At 62.0% G+C, this 15,750-nt stretch carries 12 protein-coding genes and 1 riboswitch; of the genes, 2 read left to right on the top strand and 10 right to left on the bottom strand.

What is annotated here, in order from left to right; translation table 11 throughout:
- Positions 1–31 precede the first annotated feature (31 nt).
- From parC to OSC50_RS22265, 7 genes are all read right to left on the bottom strand, one after another.
- Entirely contained in the window at positions 32–2,296 is a 2,265-nt protein-coding gene (gene parC / locus OSC50_RS22235) for a DNA topoisomerase IV subunit A (protein WP_253510154.1), read from the bottom strand.
- A 73-nt stretch (positions 2,297–2,369) separates the two neighbouring features.
- Complete coding sequence (locus OSC50_RS22240; protein ID WP_266245627.1) at positions 2,370–3,365, bottom strand: esterase-like activity of phytase family protein; 996 nt, start codon at positions 3,363–3,365, stop codon at positions 2,370–2,372.
- A complete protein-coding gene (gene parE / locus OSC50_RS22245) occupies positions 3,365–5,269 on the bottom strand; it encodes a DNA topoisomerase IV subunit B (RefSeq protein WP_181080484.1) in 1,905 nt (634 codons plus the stop codon). The genes OSC50_RS22240 and parE overlap by 1 nt, the downstream gene beginning before the upstream one ends.
- Before the next feature lie 54 nt (positions 5,270–5,323).
- Positions 5,324–5,932 (bottom strand): YqiA/YcfP family alpha/beta fold hydrolase, encoded by a 609-nt coding sequence (locus OSC50_RS22250; RefSeq protein WP_266245626.1) that lies wholly within the window; start codon positions 5,930–5,932, stop codon positions 5,324–5,326.
- 110 nt (positions 5,933–6,042) lie between these two features.
- Positions 6,043–6,858 carry a 3',5'-cyclic-AMP phosphodiesterase gene (gene cpdA, locus OSC50_RS22255; RefSeq protein ID WP_266245625.1) on the bottom strand — a complete coding sequence of 272 codons (816 nt, stop codon included), beginning with the start codon at positions 6,856–6,858 and terminating at the stop codon, positions 6,043–6,045.
- 97 nt (positions 6,859–6,955) lie between these two features.
- Complete coding sequence (locus tag OSC50_RS22260) at positions 6,956–7,405, bottom strand: DUF1249 domain-containing protein (protein WP_181080487.1); 450 nt, start codon at positions 7,403–7,405, stop codon at positions 6,956–6,958.
- A complete protein-coding gene (locus tag OSC50_RS22265) occupies positions 7,396–8,013 on the bottom strand; it encodes an NUDIX domain-containing protein (protein WP_266245624.1) in 618 nt (205 codons plus the stop codon). The genes OSC50_RS22260 and OSC50_RS22265 overlap by 10 nt, the downstream gene beginning before the upstream one ends.
- 193 nt (positions 8,014–8,206) lie before the next feature.
- Between OSC50_RS22265 and OSC50_RS22270 the strand changes: the two genes are divergently transcribed.
- Positions 8,207–8,953 carry an RsiV family protein gene (locus OSC50_RS22270; RefSeq protein ID WP_181080489.1) on the top strand — a complete coding sequence of 249 codons (747 nt, stop codon included), beginning with the start codon at positions 8,207–8,209 and terminating at the stop codon, positions 8,951–8,953.
- Here the strand turns inward: OSC50_RS22270 and cytX are convergent.
- Positions 8,922–10,211, bottom strand: a complete 1,290-nt coding sequence (gene cytX / locus OSC50_RS22275; protein ID WP_266245623.1) for a putative hydroxymethylpyrimidine transporter CytX — start codon at positions 10,209–10,211, stop codon at positions 8,922–8,924. The genes OSC50_RS22270 and cytX overlap by 32 nt on opposite strands.
- Before the next feature lie 124 nt (positions 10,212–10,335).
- Positions 10,336–12,240 (bottom strand): phosphomethylpyrimidine synthase ThiC, encoded by a 1,905-nt coding sequence (thiC, locus tag OSC50_RS22280; protein WP_181080491.1) that lies wholly within the window; start codon positions 12,238–12,240, stop codon positions 10,336–10,338.
- A 148-nt stretch (positions 12,241–12,388) separates the two neighbouring features.
- Positions 12,389–12,494: riboswitch (TPP riboswitch) on the bottom strand.
- A gap of 194 nt (positions 12,495–12,688) precedes the next feature.
- Between thiC and OSC50_RS22285 the strand changes: the two genes are divergently transcribed.
- Complete coding sequence (locus OSC50_RS22285) at positions 12,689–14,128, top strand: TolC family outer membrane protein (protein WP_181080492.1); 1,440 nt, start codon at positions 12,689–12,691, stop codon at positions 14,126–14,128.
- 342 nt (positions 14,129–14,470) lie between these two features.
- Here the strand turns inward: OSC50_RS22285 and waaA are convergent, their stop codons facing one another.
- Complete coding sequence (gene waaA, locus OSC50_RS22290) at positions 14,471–15,748, bottom strand: lipid IV(A) 3-deoxy-D-manno-octulosonic acid transferase (RefSeq protein WP_266245621.1); 1,278 nt, start codon at positions 15,746–15,748, stop codon at positions 14,471–14,473.
- Positions 15,749–15,750 lie beyond the last annotated feature (2 nt).

Raw genomic sequence — 15,750 nt, forward strand, 5'->3', positions numbered from 1 at the left:
TTAAATCGTAGATCGAGGGCTCTAATCCGCCTTAAACGGACGTTTCCACCAACAAAGCATCCACTCGCTGGAAACCACGAGGCAATTTATTGCCGCGTCGACCACGCTCGCCCTTATAGTGCTCCAGGTCATCAGGGCGCAGCGACAGTGTGCGTTTGCCCGCCTGGAGTACCAGCGTAGCGCCTTCCGGGATCACTGCTATGTCAGTTACGTACTCTTCACGACTGGCCACCCGCTCCCCGGGAATGCCAATAATCTTGTTGCCTTTACCTTTGCCCAACTGCGGCAAATCACTGATCTTGAATACCAGCAGGCGCCCTTCGGTGGTCACCGACGCCAGCCAGTTGCTCTCGCGATCCGCCACCGGGCGCGGCAGAATCACCTTGGCGTTGTTCGGCAGGCTCAACAATGCCTTGCCCGCCTTGTTCTTGGCCTGCAGGTCTTCACCCTTGACCACGAAGCCATACCCGGCGTCGGAAGCGATCACATACAGCGCATCATCGTCCGGCAACAGTACACATTCGAAATTCGCCCCAGGCGGCGGTGTCAGGCGCCCGGTAAGTGGTTCGCCCTGCCCCCGTGCCGATGGCAACGTATGGGCCGGCACCGAGTAACTGCGCCCGGTCGAGTCAATAAACACCGCAAACTGATTGGAACGCCCGGCGGCTGCGGTCTTGAACCCATCACCGGCCTTATAGGACAAGCCGGTAGCGTCAATATCATGCCCTTTGGCGGAGCGAACCCAACCCTTTTCCGACAGAACGACGGTAATTTTCTCATTGGGCAGCAGCTCTGTTTCTGTCAGAGCCTTGGCCTCGGCGCGCTGGACAATGGGCGAACGGCGGTCATCGCCGTAGGTCTCGGCGTCTTTGATCAGCTCGCTGCGCACCAGCTTTTTCAGTTTGGCTTCGCTGCCCAGCAGGGCTTGCAGCTTGGCCTGCTCCTTGAGCAATGCATCCTGCTCATCGCGCAACTTCATCTCTTCCAGGCGCGCCAACTGGCGCAGACGGGTGTCGAGAATGTAATCGGCCTGGATCTCGCTCAGCTCGAAACGGGCGATCAGCTCGGCTTTCGGGTGCTCGGCGGTACGGATGATATGAATCACTTCATCCAGGTTGAGGTAGGCAATCAACAAACCGTCCAACAGGTGCAGGCGACGCTCGACCTTATCGAGGCGGAATTGCAGGCGGCGACGAACGGTACGCACGCGGAACTCCAGCCACTCCACCAGCAGGTTGCGCAGGTTCTTCAACTGCGGCTTGCCATCCAGGCCAATAATGTTGACGTTGACCCGGTAGCTGGACTCCAGGTCGGTGCTCGCGAACAAATGCTGCATCAGCACTTCGTGATCGACCCGGCTGTTGCTCGGGATGATCACGATACGGCAGGGGTTCTCATGATCGGACTCGTCACGCAGGTCGGCGACCTGGGGCAGTTTCGACGGTTTGGCCTGCATCAATGCGGCGATCTGCTCCAGCACCTTGGCGCCGGACACCTGGTGCGGCAGCGCGGTGACGATAATGTCGCCGTCCTCGATGTGGTACACGGCGCGCATGCGCACCGAGCCTTTGCCGGTTTCGTACATCTTCAGCAAATCGGCGCGCGGCGTGATGATCTCCGCTTCGGTCGGGTAGTCCGGGCCCTGGATATGTTCGCAGAGCTGCTCCACGGTGGCCTTGGGTTCATCCAGCAGGCGCACGCAGGCGGTGGCCACTTCGCGCAGGTTGTGCGGCGGCACGTCAGTGGCCATGCCCACCGCAATGCCGGTAGTGCCATTGAGCAGGATATTGGGCAAACGTGCCGGCAGCACCAGGGGTTCGTCGAGGGTGCCGTCGAAGTTCGGCCCCCAGTCCGCCGTGCCCTGCCCCAGCTCGCTGAGCAGCACTTCGGAGTAACGCGACAGGCGCGCTTCGGTGTAACGCATGGCGGCGAAGGACTTGGGATCATCCGGCGCACCCCAGTTACCCTGGCCATCCACCAGTGTGTAGCGATAGCTGAACGGCTGCGCCATCAGCACCATGGCTTCGTAGCAGGCCGAGTCGCCGTGGGGGTGGAACTTACCGAGCACGTCACCGACGGTACGCGCCGACTTCTTGTGCTTGGAATCGGCGTCCAGACCCAACTCACTCATGGCGTAGATAATGCGCCGTTGCACGGGTTTCAGGCCGTCGCCGATATGCGGCAAGGCACGGTCCATGATCACGTACATGGAGTAGTTGAGGTAGGCATTTTCGGTGAAGTCAGCCAGCGAGCGGCGTTCTACGCCGTCTAAGCTGTCTGCGAGGATGTCACTCATGCGGGCCTCATCATGGTCGGGTAAGGCGCAGCGGAACGGCCGCGGCGCTGAATCAATTCAAAAAATGCAGGGTTCACGGCTGGGCGCTCCAGCCACCGGCCGGGGCGGCAAAACGATAGACCACCGGACGCTTCTCACCATCGGCGCGGGGGCCGAAGTTATTGTCCAGCCCGATCCAGGCGCCCTCGGCGTCGATCACCAGCGCCTCGGCCAGCCCATAGGGTTGGTCATACCGGCGTTGCGGCGCCAGCATGCCTTCGGCAAACGACCAGCACCGTTCGACCGCGGCCGTAACGGCATCGCGGCGACAGATCTGGTACTGGCTGCTTTCAAGGGTAAATAACTTGCCGTCGAACAACGCCAGGTCAGAAAAATTCCTCGATACCGCCTTGGCGTTGGGCACCTGGGCCGGCTGCATCTCTGTGCCGGCCTCACTCAGCAGTACGCAGCGACCGTCACAGTCCCACAAGCTCTGCGGGCGCTTGATGGACACCAGCCCGCGCCGCTCACGCTCGGCCGCGAGCCAGAGCTGATTGCCCTGCGGATTCACCGCCAGGCCCTCGAACAGCGCATTGAAGTGCAGCAACATGCCACTGGCGCGGGCTTCGCGCACCATGCCGGGGGCGATCTTCAACCACTGCGGCGCACCGGCCACCGGTACTTGCAGCACCGCCGCATGAGCCTCGCTGACAATGTAGCGGTTACCCATGGCGTCACAGGTGATGCCTTCAAAATCCAGGTCCCCACCGCGAATGAACGACGCCGCCTTGGTGCGCGAGCGCAACCCCCAGGGCAGACCGGACTCGGGTACCGGCGGCACATCGATCTGTACGGTTTCGGCCTGCCAGGTCGGCGCGCTGATATCGAGGCGGTAGATCCGGTCGTCGTCGCGGTCGGACACCGTCCACAATTCATTGGCGCACACCGCAAGGCCCGACAGGTTGCCGCCGCGCATGCCTTCCACCGGGTGCTCGGACAACAGCACCAGCTCAGCCACGGGCGCGGCGGCCACCTGGGCGCTCCCCAACCCGCTCAATATCAGGATCGCCAGGGCGAAACCTGTGCGCATCAGCCCAGTACCTCAGCCAGATTGCCCTTCGTCTCCAGCCAGGACTTGCGGTCGCCGGCACGTTTTTTCGCCAGCAGCATGTCCATCATTTCGCTGGTGGCGGCGAAATCGTCGAGGGTCAACTGCACCAGGCGCCGGGTATTGGGGTCCATGGTGGTTTCACGCAATTGCGGCGGGTTCATTTCGCCCAGGCCCTTGAATCGTGTGACCTGGGGCTTGCCACGTTTCTTCTCGGCCACCAGGCGGTCGAGGATGCCATCACGCTCGGCTTCATCCAGAGCGTAGAAAATCTCTTTGCCCAGGTCGATCCGATACAGCGGCGGCATGGCGACGTAGACGTGGCCGGCATCCACCAGCGGGCGGAAGTGCTGCACAAACAGTGCACACAGCAGCGTAGCGATGTGCAGGCCGTCGGAGTCGGCGTCGGCAAGAATGCAGATCTTGCCGTAACGCAGCTGGCTCATATCGGCCGCGCCGGGATCGACGCCGATGGCCACGGCAATATTGTGCACTTCCTGGCTGGCCAGCACTTCGCTGCCATCGACTTCCCACGTGTTAAGGATCTTGCCGCGCAACGGCAGGATCGCCTGGAATTCTTTGTCCCGCGCCTGCTTGGCGGAGCCGCCGGCGGAATCGCCTTCGACCAGGAACAGTTCCGAGCGCATCGGGTCCTGCCCGGCGCAATCGGCCAGCTTGCCAGGCAGTGCCGGCCCCTGGGTAATGCGCTTGCGCTCGACTTTCTTGCTGGCCTTGAGGCGGCGACCGGCGTTGTTGATCGCCAGCTCGGCCAGGGCCAGGCCCAGTTCCGGGTGCTCGTTGAGCCACAGGCTGAAGGCGTCCTTGACCACACCGGAAACAAACGCCGCCGCTTCACGTGACGACAGGCGCTCCTTGGTCTGGCCGGAGAACTGAGGCTCCTGCATCTTCATCGACAGCACGAACGCGATGCGCTCCCACACGTCTTCCGGCGCCAGCTTCACTCCACGCGGCAACAGGCTGCGGTATTCGCAGAATTCGCGCATGGCATCCAGCAAACCCTGGCGCAGGCCATTGACGTGAGTACCGCCCTGGGCGGTGGGGATCAGGTTGACGTAGCTTTCCTGCACGCTGTCGCCGCCCTCGGGCAACCATAGCAGTGCCCAGTCGACGGCTTCCTTGTTGCCGGCCAGGCTGCCGCAGAACGGCTCGTTGGGCAGGCGTTCGAAGTCGCTGACGGAATCTTCCAGGTAGGAACGCAGGCCGTCTTCATAATGCCATTCGACCTTCTCGCCGGTGCCTTTGTCTTCAAAGGTGACCAGCAGGCCCGGACACAACACCGCCTTGGCCTTGAGCACGTGCTTGAGGCGGCTGATGGAGAATTTCGGCGAATCGAAGTATTTCGGGTCCGGCGCAAAGTAAACGCTGGTGCCGGTGTTGCGCTTGCCAACGCTGCCGATCACTTCCAGATCGGTGGCTTTGTAGCCATCGGCGAAGGTCATCTGGTACTCATTGCCGTCGCGCTTGACCTTGACCCGCACCAGGGTAGACAAGGCGTTGACCACGGAGATACCCACGCCGTGCAAGCCACCGGAGAACTGGTAGTTCTTGTTGGAAAACTTGCCGCCGGCGTGAAGCTTGGTGAGGATCAGCTCGACGCCCGACACGCCTTCTTCGGGGTGGATGTCCACGGGCATGCCGCGACCATCGTCGGACACTTCCAGGGAATGGTCCGCGTGGAGAATGACGTGCACCGACTTGGCATGGCCAGCCAGGGCTTCGTCGACACTGTTGTCGATGACTTCCTGGGCAAGGTGGTTAGGCCGGCTGGTGTCGGTGTACATGCCGGGGCGTTTGCGCACCGGGTCGAGGCCCGAGAGGACTTCGATGGCGTCGGCGTTATAAGAGCTAGCGCTGGGAGTGGCCATGGGGTCTCATCGTGAGTCGTTCGATTAAAAAGTAACCTGCGATTGGCAAGGCGCTTACAGTGCCGAGAAATCGAAGGATTGATACTGATCTGCGCCAATGCCGGCAAAACCGAGCAACGCCGGCAGTTGCCGGGCAAACCCCTGGTAACCATGGTCGCCGCCCGCCTGGATGCGCAGGGCGCAGGCCCGGTAGTACTGCTGGGCTAGACGGTAATCCAGGGTTTCATCGCCGGTCTGCAACCACACCTGGTAACGCGTGGGGTCCTGGGGCGCGGGCACTTCCAGCTCGGACAGCGCCGTTACATGATCGTGGGTCAGCTCCCAGGTTTCATCGGTATAGAGGTTCTTCTGGGTGCCCAGGTAACCGTCGAACATTCGATGCGGGCTGACCGCCGGATTGACCAGCAGCGCCTTGAGGCCATGGCGTTCGGCAAGATGGGTTGCATAGTAGCCGCCGAGCGAGCTGCCGACCAGCAGTGGGCTGCCCAGTTCTGCGATGGCTGCCTCCAATTGAGGAATCGCCTGACGCGGGTGGTGATGCAGCGCCGGGACACGCAACCGGTCGGACAGGCCGAGGTTATCCATCACGGTTATCAACTGGCTGGCCTTGTTGGAGGCCGGCGCGCTGTTGAAACCGTGGATATACAGGATCGAAGCCGACATGCCGGGCTCTCCGTGCTTGCGCTAAAACGCGCAGTTTACAGGGATCGGGGCGGTGTGAGCACCCGATCATCCAACCACCTCCCACAGTTTCTGTTCAGTGTTTGCAGCCGTTAATAGCCGTTGCTGCCGTAATCGACGCTGAAGGCGAATCCCTTGACCCGCTCCACGCCGGTCTCCAACCGTCCGTCGGCATGCAAACGCAACCAGCGATAGCCCGGTGCCTGTTCGCTGACCTTGAAATCCTCGCTATCGGGCGCGAATTGAATACACGTGGAAGGCGACGCCAGCAGGCGCACGCCGTTGCGCTCGCGATCGATTTCCTGATGCACATGACCCCAGAGCAGCGCCTTGACCTGGGGGAAGCGGTCCAGCACGGCGAACAACGCCTCGGGATTGCGCAGGCCGATGGGGTCCATCCATGCACAGCCGATCGACACCGGATGGTGGTGGAAGCACACCAGGTGATGACGGTTCGGTGTCTCGCTCAGGGCCTGAGCGAGCAATTGCAGCTGTTGGTCCTGCAGGTAGCCGGGCACGGAACCGGGAACGGCAGAGTCAAGCAGGGTAATGCGCCAGTTGCCAACATCCACCACCGGCTCGAGCAAATCGCTGTGCACGGCAGCCTGAACCATGATCTGCGGCTCGTCGTGGTTGCCGGGAATCCAGCGCGTGGGAGCGCCGATGCTCGCGGTCAGGGCACGAAACTGTTGATACGACTCCAGCGTACCGTCTTGGGACAAATCCCCCGTGGCCAGCACCAGGTCGATAGTCGGCTGCTGCTCGCGCACCAATTCAATCACCCGTTGCAGGCTCTGGCGGGTATTCATACCCAGCAGCGTCGTGTCGCCTTCGGCAAACAGGTGGCTGTCGGATAGTTGTACCAGCAACGCCGAAGCGTCGGGGCTCACGGTGGATACGCTCGGCAAGGCGCTCTCCCAAGGCAATCACAGGAATGGACGGTTGACGCGATTATGCTGGGCAGGCCACAAAGAGGAAACCTGGGGAAGCAGACACAGTTCACATCTATCGCACGACTTCGAACTCGTGCCCCAGGGCCAGGCAATGGCTCAACCACTCACCCAGGAACACATTGAGCTGGGCTTTTTCATCAGGCTGGTGCATGAACACGTTCGGGTAAGGATAGATGCTGCGAAAGCGCCGCGCATGTTCGGCGCTGATGACTTCGGCCATACGCGCGTCGTGGTACACCTGCACTTCCAGTTGCGGCACCGGCAACCACGGCAGGCTGTGCTCCTGGCGTATGCGCAGGGTGGTGGTGTACGGGCAGTTGACGATGACTTCCAGGGCCAGCACACCGAGCATCTGGTCACCATGGGTCACGCCGATGCGCCGCGCCTCGGGGGCGTGGCGCATGTCGGGGAGCAAGCGCATCAGCCGCGCATAATTGGCCTCGCAGGCGGCTTGCAGCCCGATCAGGTCGACGCGATAACGTTCCCGTGCCTTTACTGCCATAACCCCCTCACTTGCGCGCGGTTAAGCGCTAGCCATTGCAGGGCGATAATGCTGGCTGCGTTGGAAATTTTGCCGTCGCGCACCGCTTGCAGGGCGTCTTCGAAGGCCCAGGTGGTGACGCGGATGTCTTCTGCTTCTTCTTCCAGGCCGTGAACGCCGCCTGCGCCCGTGCTGTCGCAACGACCCAGGTACAAGTGTACGAATTCGGTGCTGCCGCCGGGCGACGGGAAATACTTGGTGATCGGCCACAGCGCGGAGAAGGTCAGCCCAGCTTCCTCCTCGGCTTCGCGGTGCGCAACCTCCTCAGGTTGCTCATCCTTGTCGATCAGGCCGGCGACCATTTCGATCAACCAGGGGTTGTCGGTACGGCCCATGGCGCCCACGCGAAACTGCTCGATCAACACCACTTCATCACGCTGCGGGTCGTAGGGCAGCACGCACACGGCGTCGTGACGGACGAAGACTTCGCGGTTGATCACCCGGCTCATGCCGCCGTCGAATTTCTCGTGGCGCAATTGCACGCGATCAAGCTTGTAGAAGCCTTTGTAGGCATTGTCGCGCTGCAAGATTTCAATCGCTCTCGGCTTCGATTTTGCTGTGTCCGTCATATCCCTTCCTCGTTATGCCTGGGCAATTCGCGCCATCCTAACGCGCTCAAGCCCGTCGGCGCAGCCCCTTTCCGGTTGCCGGGATAGACGGCGAGCGTCAAACTCACTCTAATGAGCTTAGTGGCGAACTGACTGCCTTGCCGGGAGTCGAAGCTGCACAAATCTGGCTCTTATCGTTAGACGAAGGACATCCATGTCGCTTTTAAAGATTGCCTCCGTGGCCTGCATCGCATTGACCCTCGGTGCCTGCCAAAGCCTGTTTCAACCGAGCTATCGCACCCCGCTGGAAGCCACCCGTGACGCCACCGAGCAGAGCAGGCCGGGCTGCGCCAGCGCCGACTGCCCGCTGGTGAACATCGACACCGTGCACTTTGCCAAGGAGCCCAAGCTGGACGCCTTGATCGAGCAGCGCCTGCTGGAGATGACCCGCACCGCCCCGAACGAGCCGCTGCCCTCGAGCCTGGAAACCTATCGCGAGCAGTTTCTGAAGACCGCCGCGCCACGCAACAGCATGTACTTGCAGGCCAAGGTACGCGAGCAGCATGACGGCTTGGTGATTATCGAGTTGTCCAGCTACCTGGATCAGGGCGCCACCCATGGCGAGCCCGGCCGCGCATTCATCAACTATTCGCGTCAACAGCAAAAGGCCCTGTCGCTGGCCGACATGCTGCTGCCGGGCAAGGAAGACGCCTTCTGGAAAGCCGCCCAGGTCGCCCACAACAGCTGGCTGATCAGCACACGCTTGAGCCTGGAACAGGAGTTCGTGAAAACCTACCCCTTCCAGAAAACCCCGAACGTGGCGCTGACCTACGGCGGCGTGATTCTCAAGTACCCCACCTCTACCATCGCGCCGTACGCCCTGGGCCACGTCGAGTTGCAGATCCCCTACTCGCGCCTGGATGGCATCCTCAAGCCTGAGCTGGTGCCTGCGCGCCGCTGAAAACGCGTGCGAAGATAAACTGCAGCACCCCTGCCAGCATCAGCGCCGGCAGGGTCGCGCCGACATCCGGGTAGAGGTTGGCCAGCAGGTGATAGGTGGCGATCCCGCCTACCCAGGCCAACAGCGCCGGCCAGCGCACATTGCCGGGTACGCCCTGGCCACGACGGCGCAGGATAAAGTGATCCACCAGCACCACGCCGAAAAGCGGCGCGAACACCGAACCGATCAACAGCAGGAAGTTCTGGTACTGCGCCAGCGGTGCCAGGCAGGCGATCAGGGTACAGATCACGCCAATAGCCAATGCCAGGTGCTCGACTTTCATGCGCAGCAATATCCCGCTGGACACCGCCGCCGAGTGAATATCGGCGAAGGCGTTCTCCGACTCGTCCAACAGGATCAGCAACAGCGGAATTCCCAAGCCGGCGCCGGCCAACGCCAGCAGCAGTGCATTTACCTCACCGCTCGGTGCAAACGCCAGGGTATAGGCCACGCCCAGGCTCATCAGCCAGAAATTACCGATAAAAAAGCCCAGTGCGGTGCCGCCGAATACGCTTTTGGCGCGTTTGCCGAAGCGCGAGTAGTCGGCGATCAGCGGCAGCCAGGACAACGGCATGGCGATGGCGATATCGAACCCCACCGCAAAGGGCATCGACCCGTCGCCGGCCTGGGCCCAGAGTGCGCCGAGATCGGCCTTGGCGAACAGGTTCCAGGTCAGCCACAGGCAGGCCGCCAACAGCAACCAGATGCCCCACTTGCGCAGGATCTGCCGCACGAACGTCAGTGGCCCGCTGACCGCCAGCAAGGTGGCCAAACCACCGAAAAACAGCGTCCACAACCAGGGGCTGGCCATCAAGCTGCCCGCGCTGAACGCCCGCGCGCCCAACAGGCTGGCGGCATCACGCATCACGATGATTTCGAACGCGCCCCAGCCGACCAACTGCAGCAGGTTGAGCAGCGCCGGAAGGCCGGCGCCCTTGGCACCGAGGCTGAGCTTGAGGGCGGCCATGGCGGACAGGCCGGTGTCGCTGCCGATTACGCCGACGGCAGCCAGCAACATCACGCCAACCAGGGTGCCGAGGAAAATCGCCAGCAGTGCACCGGACAAGCCCAGGCCGGGCGCGAGCAATGCGCCGGTCTGCAGGACCATCAGGCCGATGCCGAGGGAGAACCACAGGGAAAACAGGTCGCGGGCGCCAAATACTCTTTTGTCAGCAGGCACTGCGAGGTCAGGAGAATAGGTACTCGGTTGAATGCTCAAGGTGGGTATCTCTTGGGGACTTTTTTGTTTGGGAGATTGCAATCGGGGGCAAGCCCCCTCCCACATTCAGGTGCGGGAGGGAGCTTGCCCCCGATGACGGCGGTACAGACACCGCCGTCTGCGGTCAGACCTTCTTGTACAACTGACTGCCTTCCTGCTTGAACCGCTCCGCCTGCTCCGCCAACCCTTTCGCCACATCCACATCCACCGCGTCGATGCGCTGGTTGGCCGCGTACTCACGCACCTCGTGGGTCACTTTCATCGAGCAGAATTTCGGCCCGCACATGGAGCAGAAGTGGGCAACCTTGGCCGACTCCTTGGGCAGCGTCTCGTCGTGGAAGGCGCGGGCGGTGTCCGGGTCCAGGCCGAGGTTGAACTGGTCCTCCCAGCGGAACTCGAAGCGCGCCTTGCTCAAGGCGTTGTCACGGATCTGCGCGCCCGGATGCCCCTTGGCCAGGTCGGCCGCGTGGGCGGCAATCTTGTAGGTAATGATGCCGGTCTTCACGTCATCCTTGTTCGGCAGGCCCAGGTGTTCCTTGGGCGTGACATAGCAGAGCATGGCGCAGCCGAACCAGCCGATCATCGCCGCACCGATGCCGGAGGTAATGTGGTCATAGCCCGGTGCAATGTCGGTGGTCAGCGGGCCAAGGGTATAGAACGGCGCCTCGTCGCAGCATTCGAGCTGCTTGTCCATGTTCTCCTTGATCAACTGCATAGGCACATGGCCGGGCCCTTCGATCATGGTTTGCACGTCGTGCTTCCAGGCGATCTTGGTCAGCTCGCCCAAGGTCTCCAACTCGCCGAACTGGGCCGCGTCGTTGGCGTCGGCCACCGAGCCGGGGCGCAGGCCATCGCCGAGGGAGAAACTCACGTCGTACGCCTTCATGATTTCGCAGATTTCTTCGAAATGGGTGTAGGCGAAGTTCTCCTTGTGATGGGCCAGGCACCACTTGGCCATGATCGCGCCTCCACGACTGACGATCCCGGTCACGCGATTGGCGGTCAGCGGCACATAGCGCAGTAACACGCCGGCGTGGATGGTGAAGTAGTCGACGCCCTGCTCGGCCTGTTCGATCAGGGTGTCGCGGAACAGCTCCCAGGTCAGGTCCTCGGCGACACCATCGACTTTCTCCAGGGCCTGGTAGATGGGTACGGTACCGATCGGCACCGGCGAGTTGCGGATGATCCATTCACGGGTTTCGTGAATGTGCTTGCCGGTGGACAGGTCCATGATGTTGTCCGAGCCCCAGCGAATGCCCCAGGTCATCTTCGCCACTTCTTCTTCGATGGACGACCCCAGGGCGCTGTTGCCGATATTGCCGTTGATTTTCACCAGGAAATTGCGGCCGATGATCATCGGCTCAAGCTCGGTGTGGTTGATGTTGGCGGGGATGATCGCGCGACCGCGGGCAACTTCTTCGCGTACGAACTCCGGGGTAATGATCTTTGGAATACTCGCGCCGAAACTGTGCCCGGCGTGCTGCTGCTTGAGCAGGCCGGTGGCACGGGCTTCCTCCAGCTTCATGTTCTCGCGGATGGCGACGTATTCCATCTCCGGCGTGATGATGCCCTTGCGCGCATAGTGCATCTGCGAGACGTTCGCCCCGGCCTTGGCGCGGCGCGGGTTCTGCAGGTGCGCAAAGCGCAGGTGAGCAAGATCGGGATTATCCAGCCGTTCCTGGCCATAGCGGGAACTCAGGCAGGCCAGGCGCTCGGTGTCACCGCGCGCTTCGATCCAAGGTGAACGCACATCGGCCAGGCCCTTGCGCACATCAATGATGACGTTGGGGTCGGTGTAGGGACCGGACGTGTCGTAGACCACCACGGGCGCGTTGATTTCACCACCAAACTCGGTAGGCGTGACATCCAGGCTGATTTCACGCATCGGCACACGGATATCGGGGCGAGAGCCCTGCACATAAATCTTCTGTGAGCGGGTAAACGGCTGCACGGAGCCGGAATCGACCTTGGCCGAATCACTCAAGTGCACGGTGTTTTTTGCTTTTTGGCTTTTTAATTCAGTGCTCATCACGGGCTCTCCAACTCTCCAGGCGGTGGATGTTTGTCGGAGCGAACCTGTGACGGATGGACGCACTGGAACCAGTGCTGTGCTTGGCGCACGAGGGCTGCTCGATAAACGAACAGCATCCCGGACGAAGCACAAGAGGACTCGCCGGGTGACGAGAAATCTTGTTCCCTACGCAGGCGCTAACCTGATCAGGTTCAACGGGATCCGGTATTTACCGATCTCAGCCTTCCAACAAGGCACCCCGACAAGAACGTCGCCAGTCTAGACCAGGGTGTGGGCAAATTGCCAATGGCGCTGCATTCAGCGTGATGAATGGCGTGAATGCAGGATTGTTGCGCCGGGTCAGCACCACTACACTCGGCTACTGCCCGAGGCTTGACGCTCTGAACCAGTCGCCGTAGCCTTGGCCATCGAATTATCACCATAATATTTATTCAGGGATCGCCTCATGCTGCGCAAACTCTCACTGGCCTTTGCCGTGTCTTGTGCGACCAACGGAATGGTCTGGGCAGCTGAAGCGCCCTTGTCCGCCAGAACCGACCTGGTCAGCGTTTATCAGGAAGCGGTGGATAACAACGCCGACCTGGCTGCCGCCCGCGCCCAGTACGGCGCGCAGAAAGAGGTGGTGCCACAGGCCCGCGCCGGCTTGCTGCCGAACCTCTCGGGCGGTGCCGATATCAACAATGTGCGCACCCAGATCGATACCCCGGCCGCCACCGCCAACCGCGATGCCCACTCCTGGCGCGCCACCCTCAGCCAGCCGCTGTTCCGCGCCGATCGCTGGTTCCAGCTGCAGGCTGCCGAAGCCACCAATGAACAGGCGGCCCTGCAACTGTCGGCCACCGAACAGAACATGATCCTGCAGAGCGCCGAGAACTATTTCGCCGTGCTGCGCGCCCAGGACAACCTGGCCTCGACCAAGGCCGAAGAGAACGCCTTCAAGCGCCAACTGGACCAGTCCAACGAACGCTTCGACGTGGGCCTGTCGGACAAGACCGATGTGCTGCAATCCCAGGCCAGCTACGACACCGCGCGGGCCAACCGAATCCTCGCGCAGCGCCAGGTGGAGGACGCATTTGAAGCGCTGATCACCCTGACCAACCGTCAGTACAACTCGATCCAGGGCATTGTCCACACGCTACCGGTGTTGCCGCCGCTGCCGAACGACGCCAAAGCCTGGGTCGAAACCGCCGGGCGCCAGAACCTCAACCTGCTGGCCAGCAACTATGCCGTCACCGCCGCCGAAGAAGTCCTCAAGCAGCGCAAGGCCGGCCACGCGCCGACCCTGGACGCGGTGGCGCAATATGAAAAAGGCGATAACGACGCCCTCGGTTTCAGCAACCCGAATGCCTTCGGCACGCCCTATCGCGGTGATGTGGAACAGCGCACCATCGGCCTGCGCCTGAATATCCCGATCTATAGCGGCGGCCTGACCAGCTCGCAGGTGCGCGAATCCTATTCGCGCCTGGGCCAGACCGAACAGCAACGCGAGGGCCTGCGCCGCCAGGTGGTGGAAAACACCCGCAACCTGCACCGTGCGGTAAACACCGATGTTGAGCAGGTACAGGCACGCCGCCAGTCGATCATCTCCAACCAGAGCGCGGTGGAAGCTACGGAAATCGGCTATCAGGTGGGCACCCGCAACATCGTCGACGTGCTCGACGCCCAGCGCCAGCTCTATGCTTCGGTGCGTAACTACAACAACAGCCGCTACGACTACATTCTCGACAACCTGCGCTTGAAGCAGGCCGCGGGCACGCTGAACCCAGGGGATTTACAGGACCTGGCGCGCTACCTCAAGGCTGACTACAACCCGGACCGCGACTTCCTGCCACCCGACCTGGCCAAAGCCGCCGCCGAACAGCTCAAGGCCCGCCCGAATAATTAATCACGCTGCTAAATCATGTGTGAGGGGCTTGATCATGTGGGAGGGGGCTTGCCCCTATGCCGGTCAGTTAAGGAGGAACACTGTAACTGTGGTGAGCGGGCTTGCCCCGCGTTGGGCTGCGCAGCAGCCCCAATAGGAGCGTCGCAGTATGCCAGGCAGCTCCGGGACTATGTTTTGGGGCTGCTTCGCAGCCCAACGCGGGGCAAGCCCGCTCGCCACAGGTTACTGGTTGCCCGTTCCGTCTCTTAACTGACTGGCATTGGGGCTTGCCCCCGTTAGCGCAAGACAGCCAACACTAGTTGATCTGGCAGATCGCCATCAAGGGCAAGCCTCCTTCTCACGTTAAATCGCGATCAATCGGCCCAGACCATCGAGCAGTCGCTCAAGCGCGCCCTGGTTGGCCTGCATCACCTTGAGCCCCGCCTGCGCCATCTTGCGCGCATCCTGCGGCAGTTCGAATAACTGTCGCACGGCTTCGGCCAACCCTTGGGCGTCATCCACTTCGCGTAACGCCCCGGCTTCGCGCATCATTGCGGTAATTTCGAGAAAGTTGAATACGTGCGGCCCCATGATCACCGGCAAGGCCAAGGCTGCCGGTTCCAATGGGTTATGACCGCCGGTCGCTACCAGGCTGCCGCCGACGAAGGCGCTGTCCGCCAGGGCATACAGAAACAACAGCTCGCCCATGGTGTCGCCCAGCAGCACCGAGGTCTGCGCCGTGACGGGCTCGCCGCTGGAGCGCCGAACCGTGGTAAAGCCTTGCTGCCGGCACAGATCGAACATCGGCCCGAAGCGTTCCTGATGGCGCGGCACCAGAATCAGCAACGCATTGGGGTAGCTGTCGAGAAGTTGGCGATGGGCCGCCAGCACCACTTCATCTTCGCCGGCGTGGGTGCTGGCGGCGATCCACACCGGCCGTTCAGTGGCGCCCCATTGCGCACGCAGCGCGGCGGCGCGGGCCGATAATTGCGGGTCGACGGTCAGGTCGAACTTGATCGAACCGGTCACCTCGACGGTTTCAGGGCGTGCGCCCAGGCTCAGGAAGCGCTGGGCTTCGGTCTGCGTTTGCACGGCCAACAGGCTCATCTGCGACAGCATCGGCGCGGTTAACTTGGCGAAGCGCCCATAACCTTTGGCCGAGCGCGCCGACAGCCGCGCATTGGCCAGCGCCACCGGAATGCCGCGCCGGGCACAGGCGTGGATATGGTTGGGCCACAGCTCGGTCTCCATGATCACTGCCAGTTTCGGCTGCACGCGATCCAGAAAGCGCTTGGCCGCGCAGGGTAAGTCATACGGCAAATAGCAGTGCTGGATGCGCGGCTCGTTGGCGAACAGGGCCTGGATCCGCTCGGAACCGGTGGGCGTCATGCAGGTGATCGTGATCGGCAGGTGTGGATAACGCGCCAGCAACCCACGGACCATCGGCGCGGCCGCGATGCTTTCGCCCACCGAGACGGCATGCACCCAGATCCCGCCCGGCTGCAACGTCGGCAAGCCATAGGAGAACCGTTCGCCCACGCGCTGGGCGTAAGCCGGCGCCTTGCGCGCGCGCAGCCACAGACGTAAGGCCACCAACGGCAGCGCCAGGTAAAACAGACAGGTGTAGAGAGTTCTATTCATGG

Source organism: Pseudomonas quebecensis (assembly GCF_026410085.1).
In the GTDB taxonomy this organism is placed as follows: domain Bacteria; phylum Pseudomonadota; class Gammaproteobacteria; order Pseudomonadales; family Pseudomonadaceae; genus Aquipseudomonas; species Aquipseudomonas quebecensis.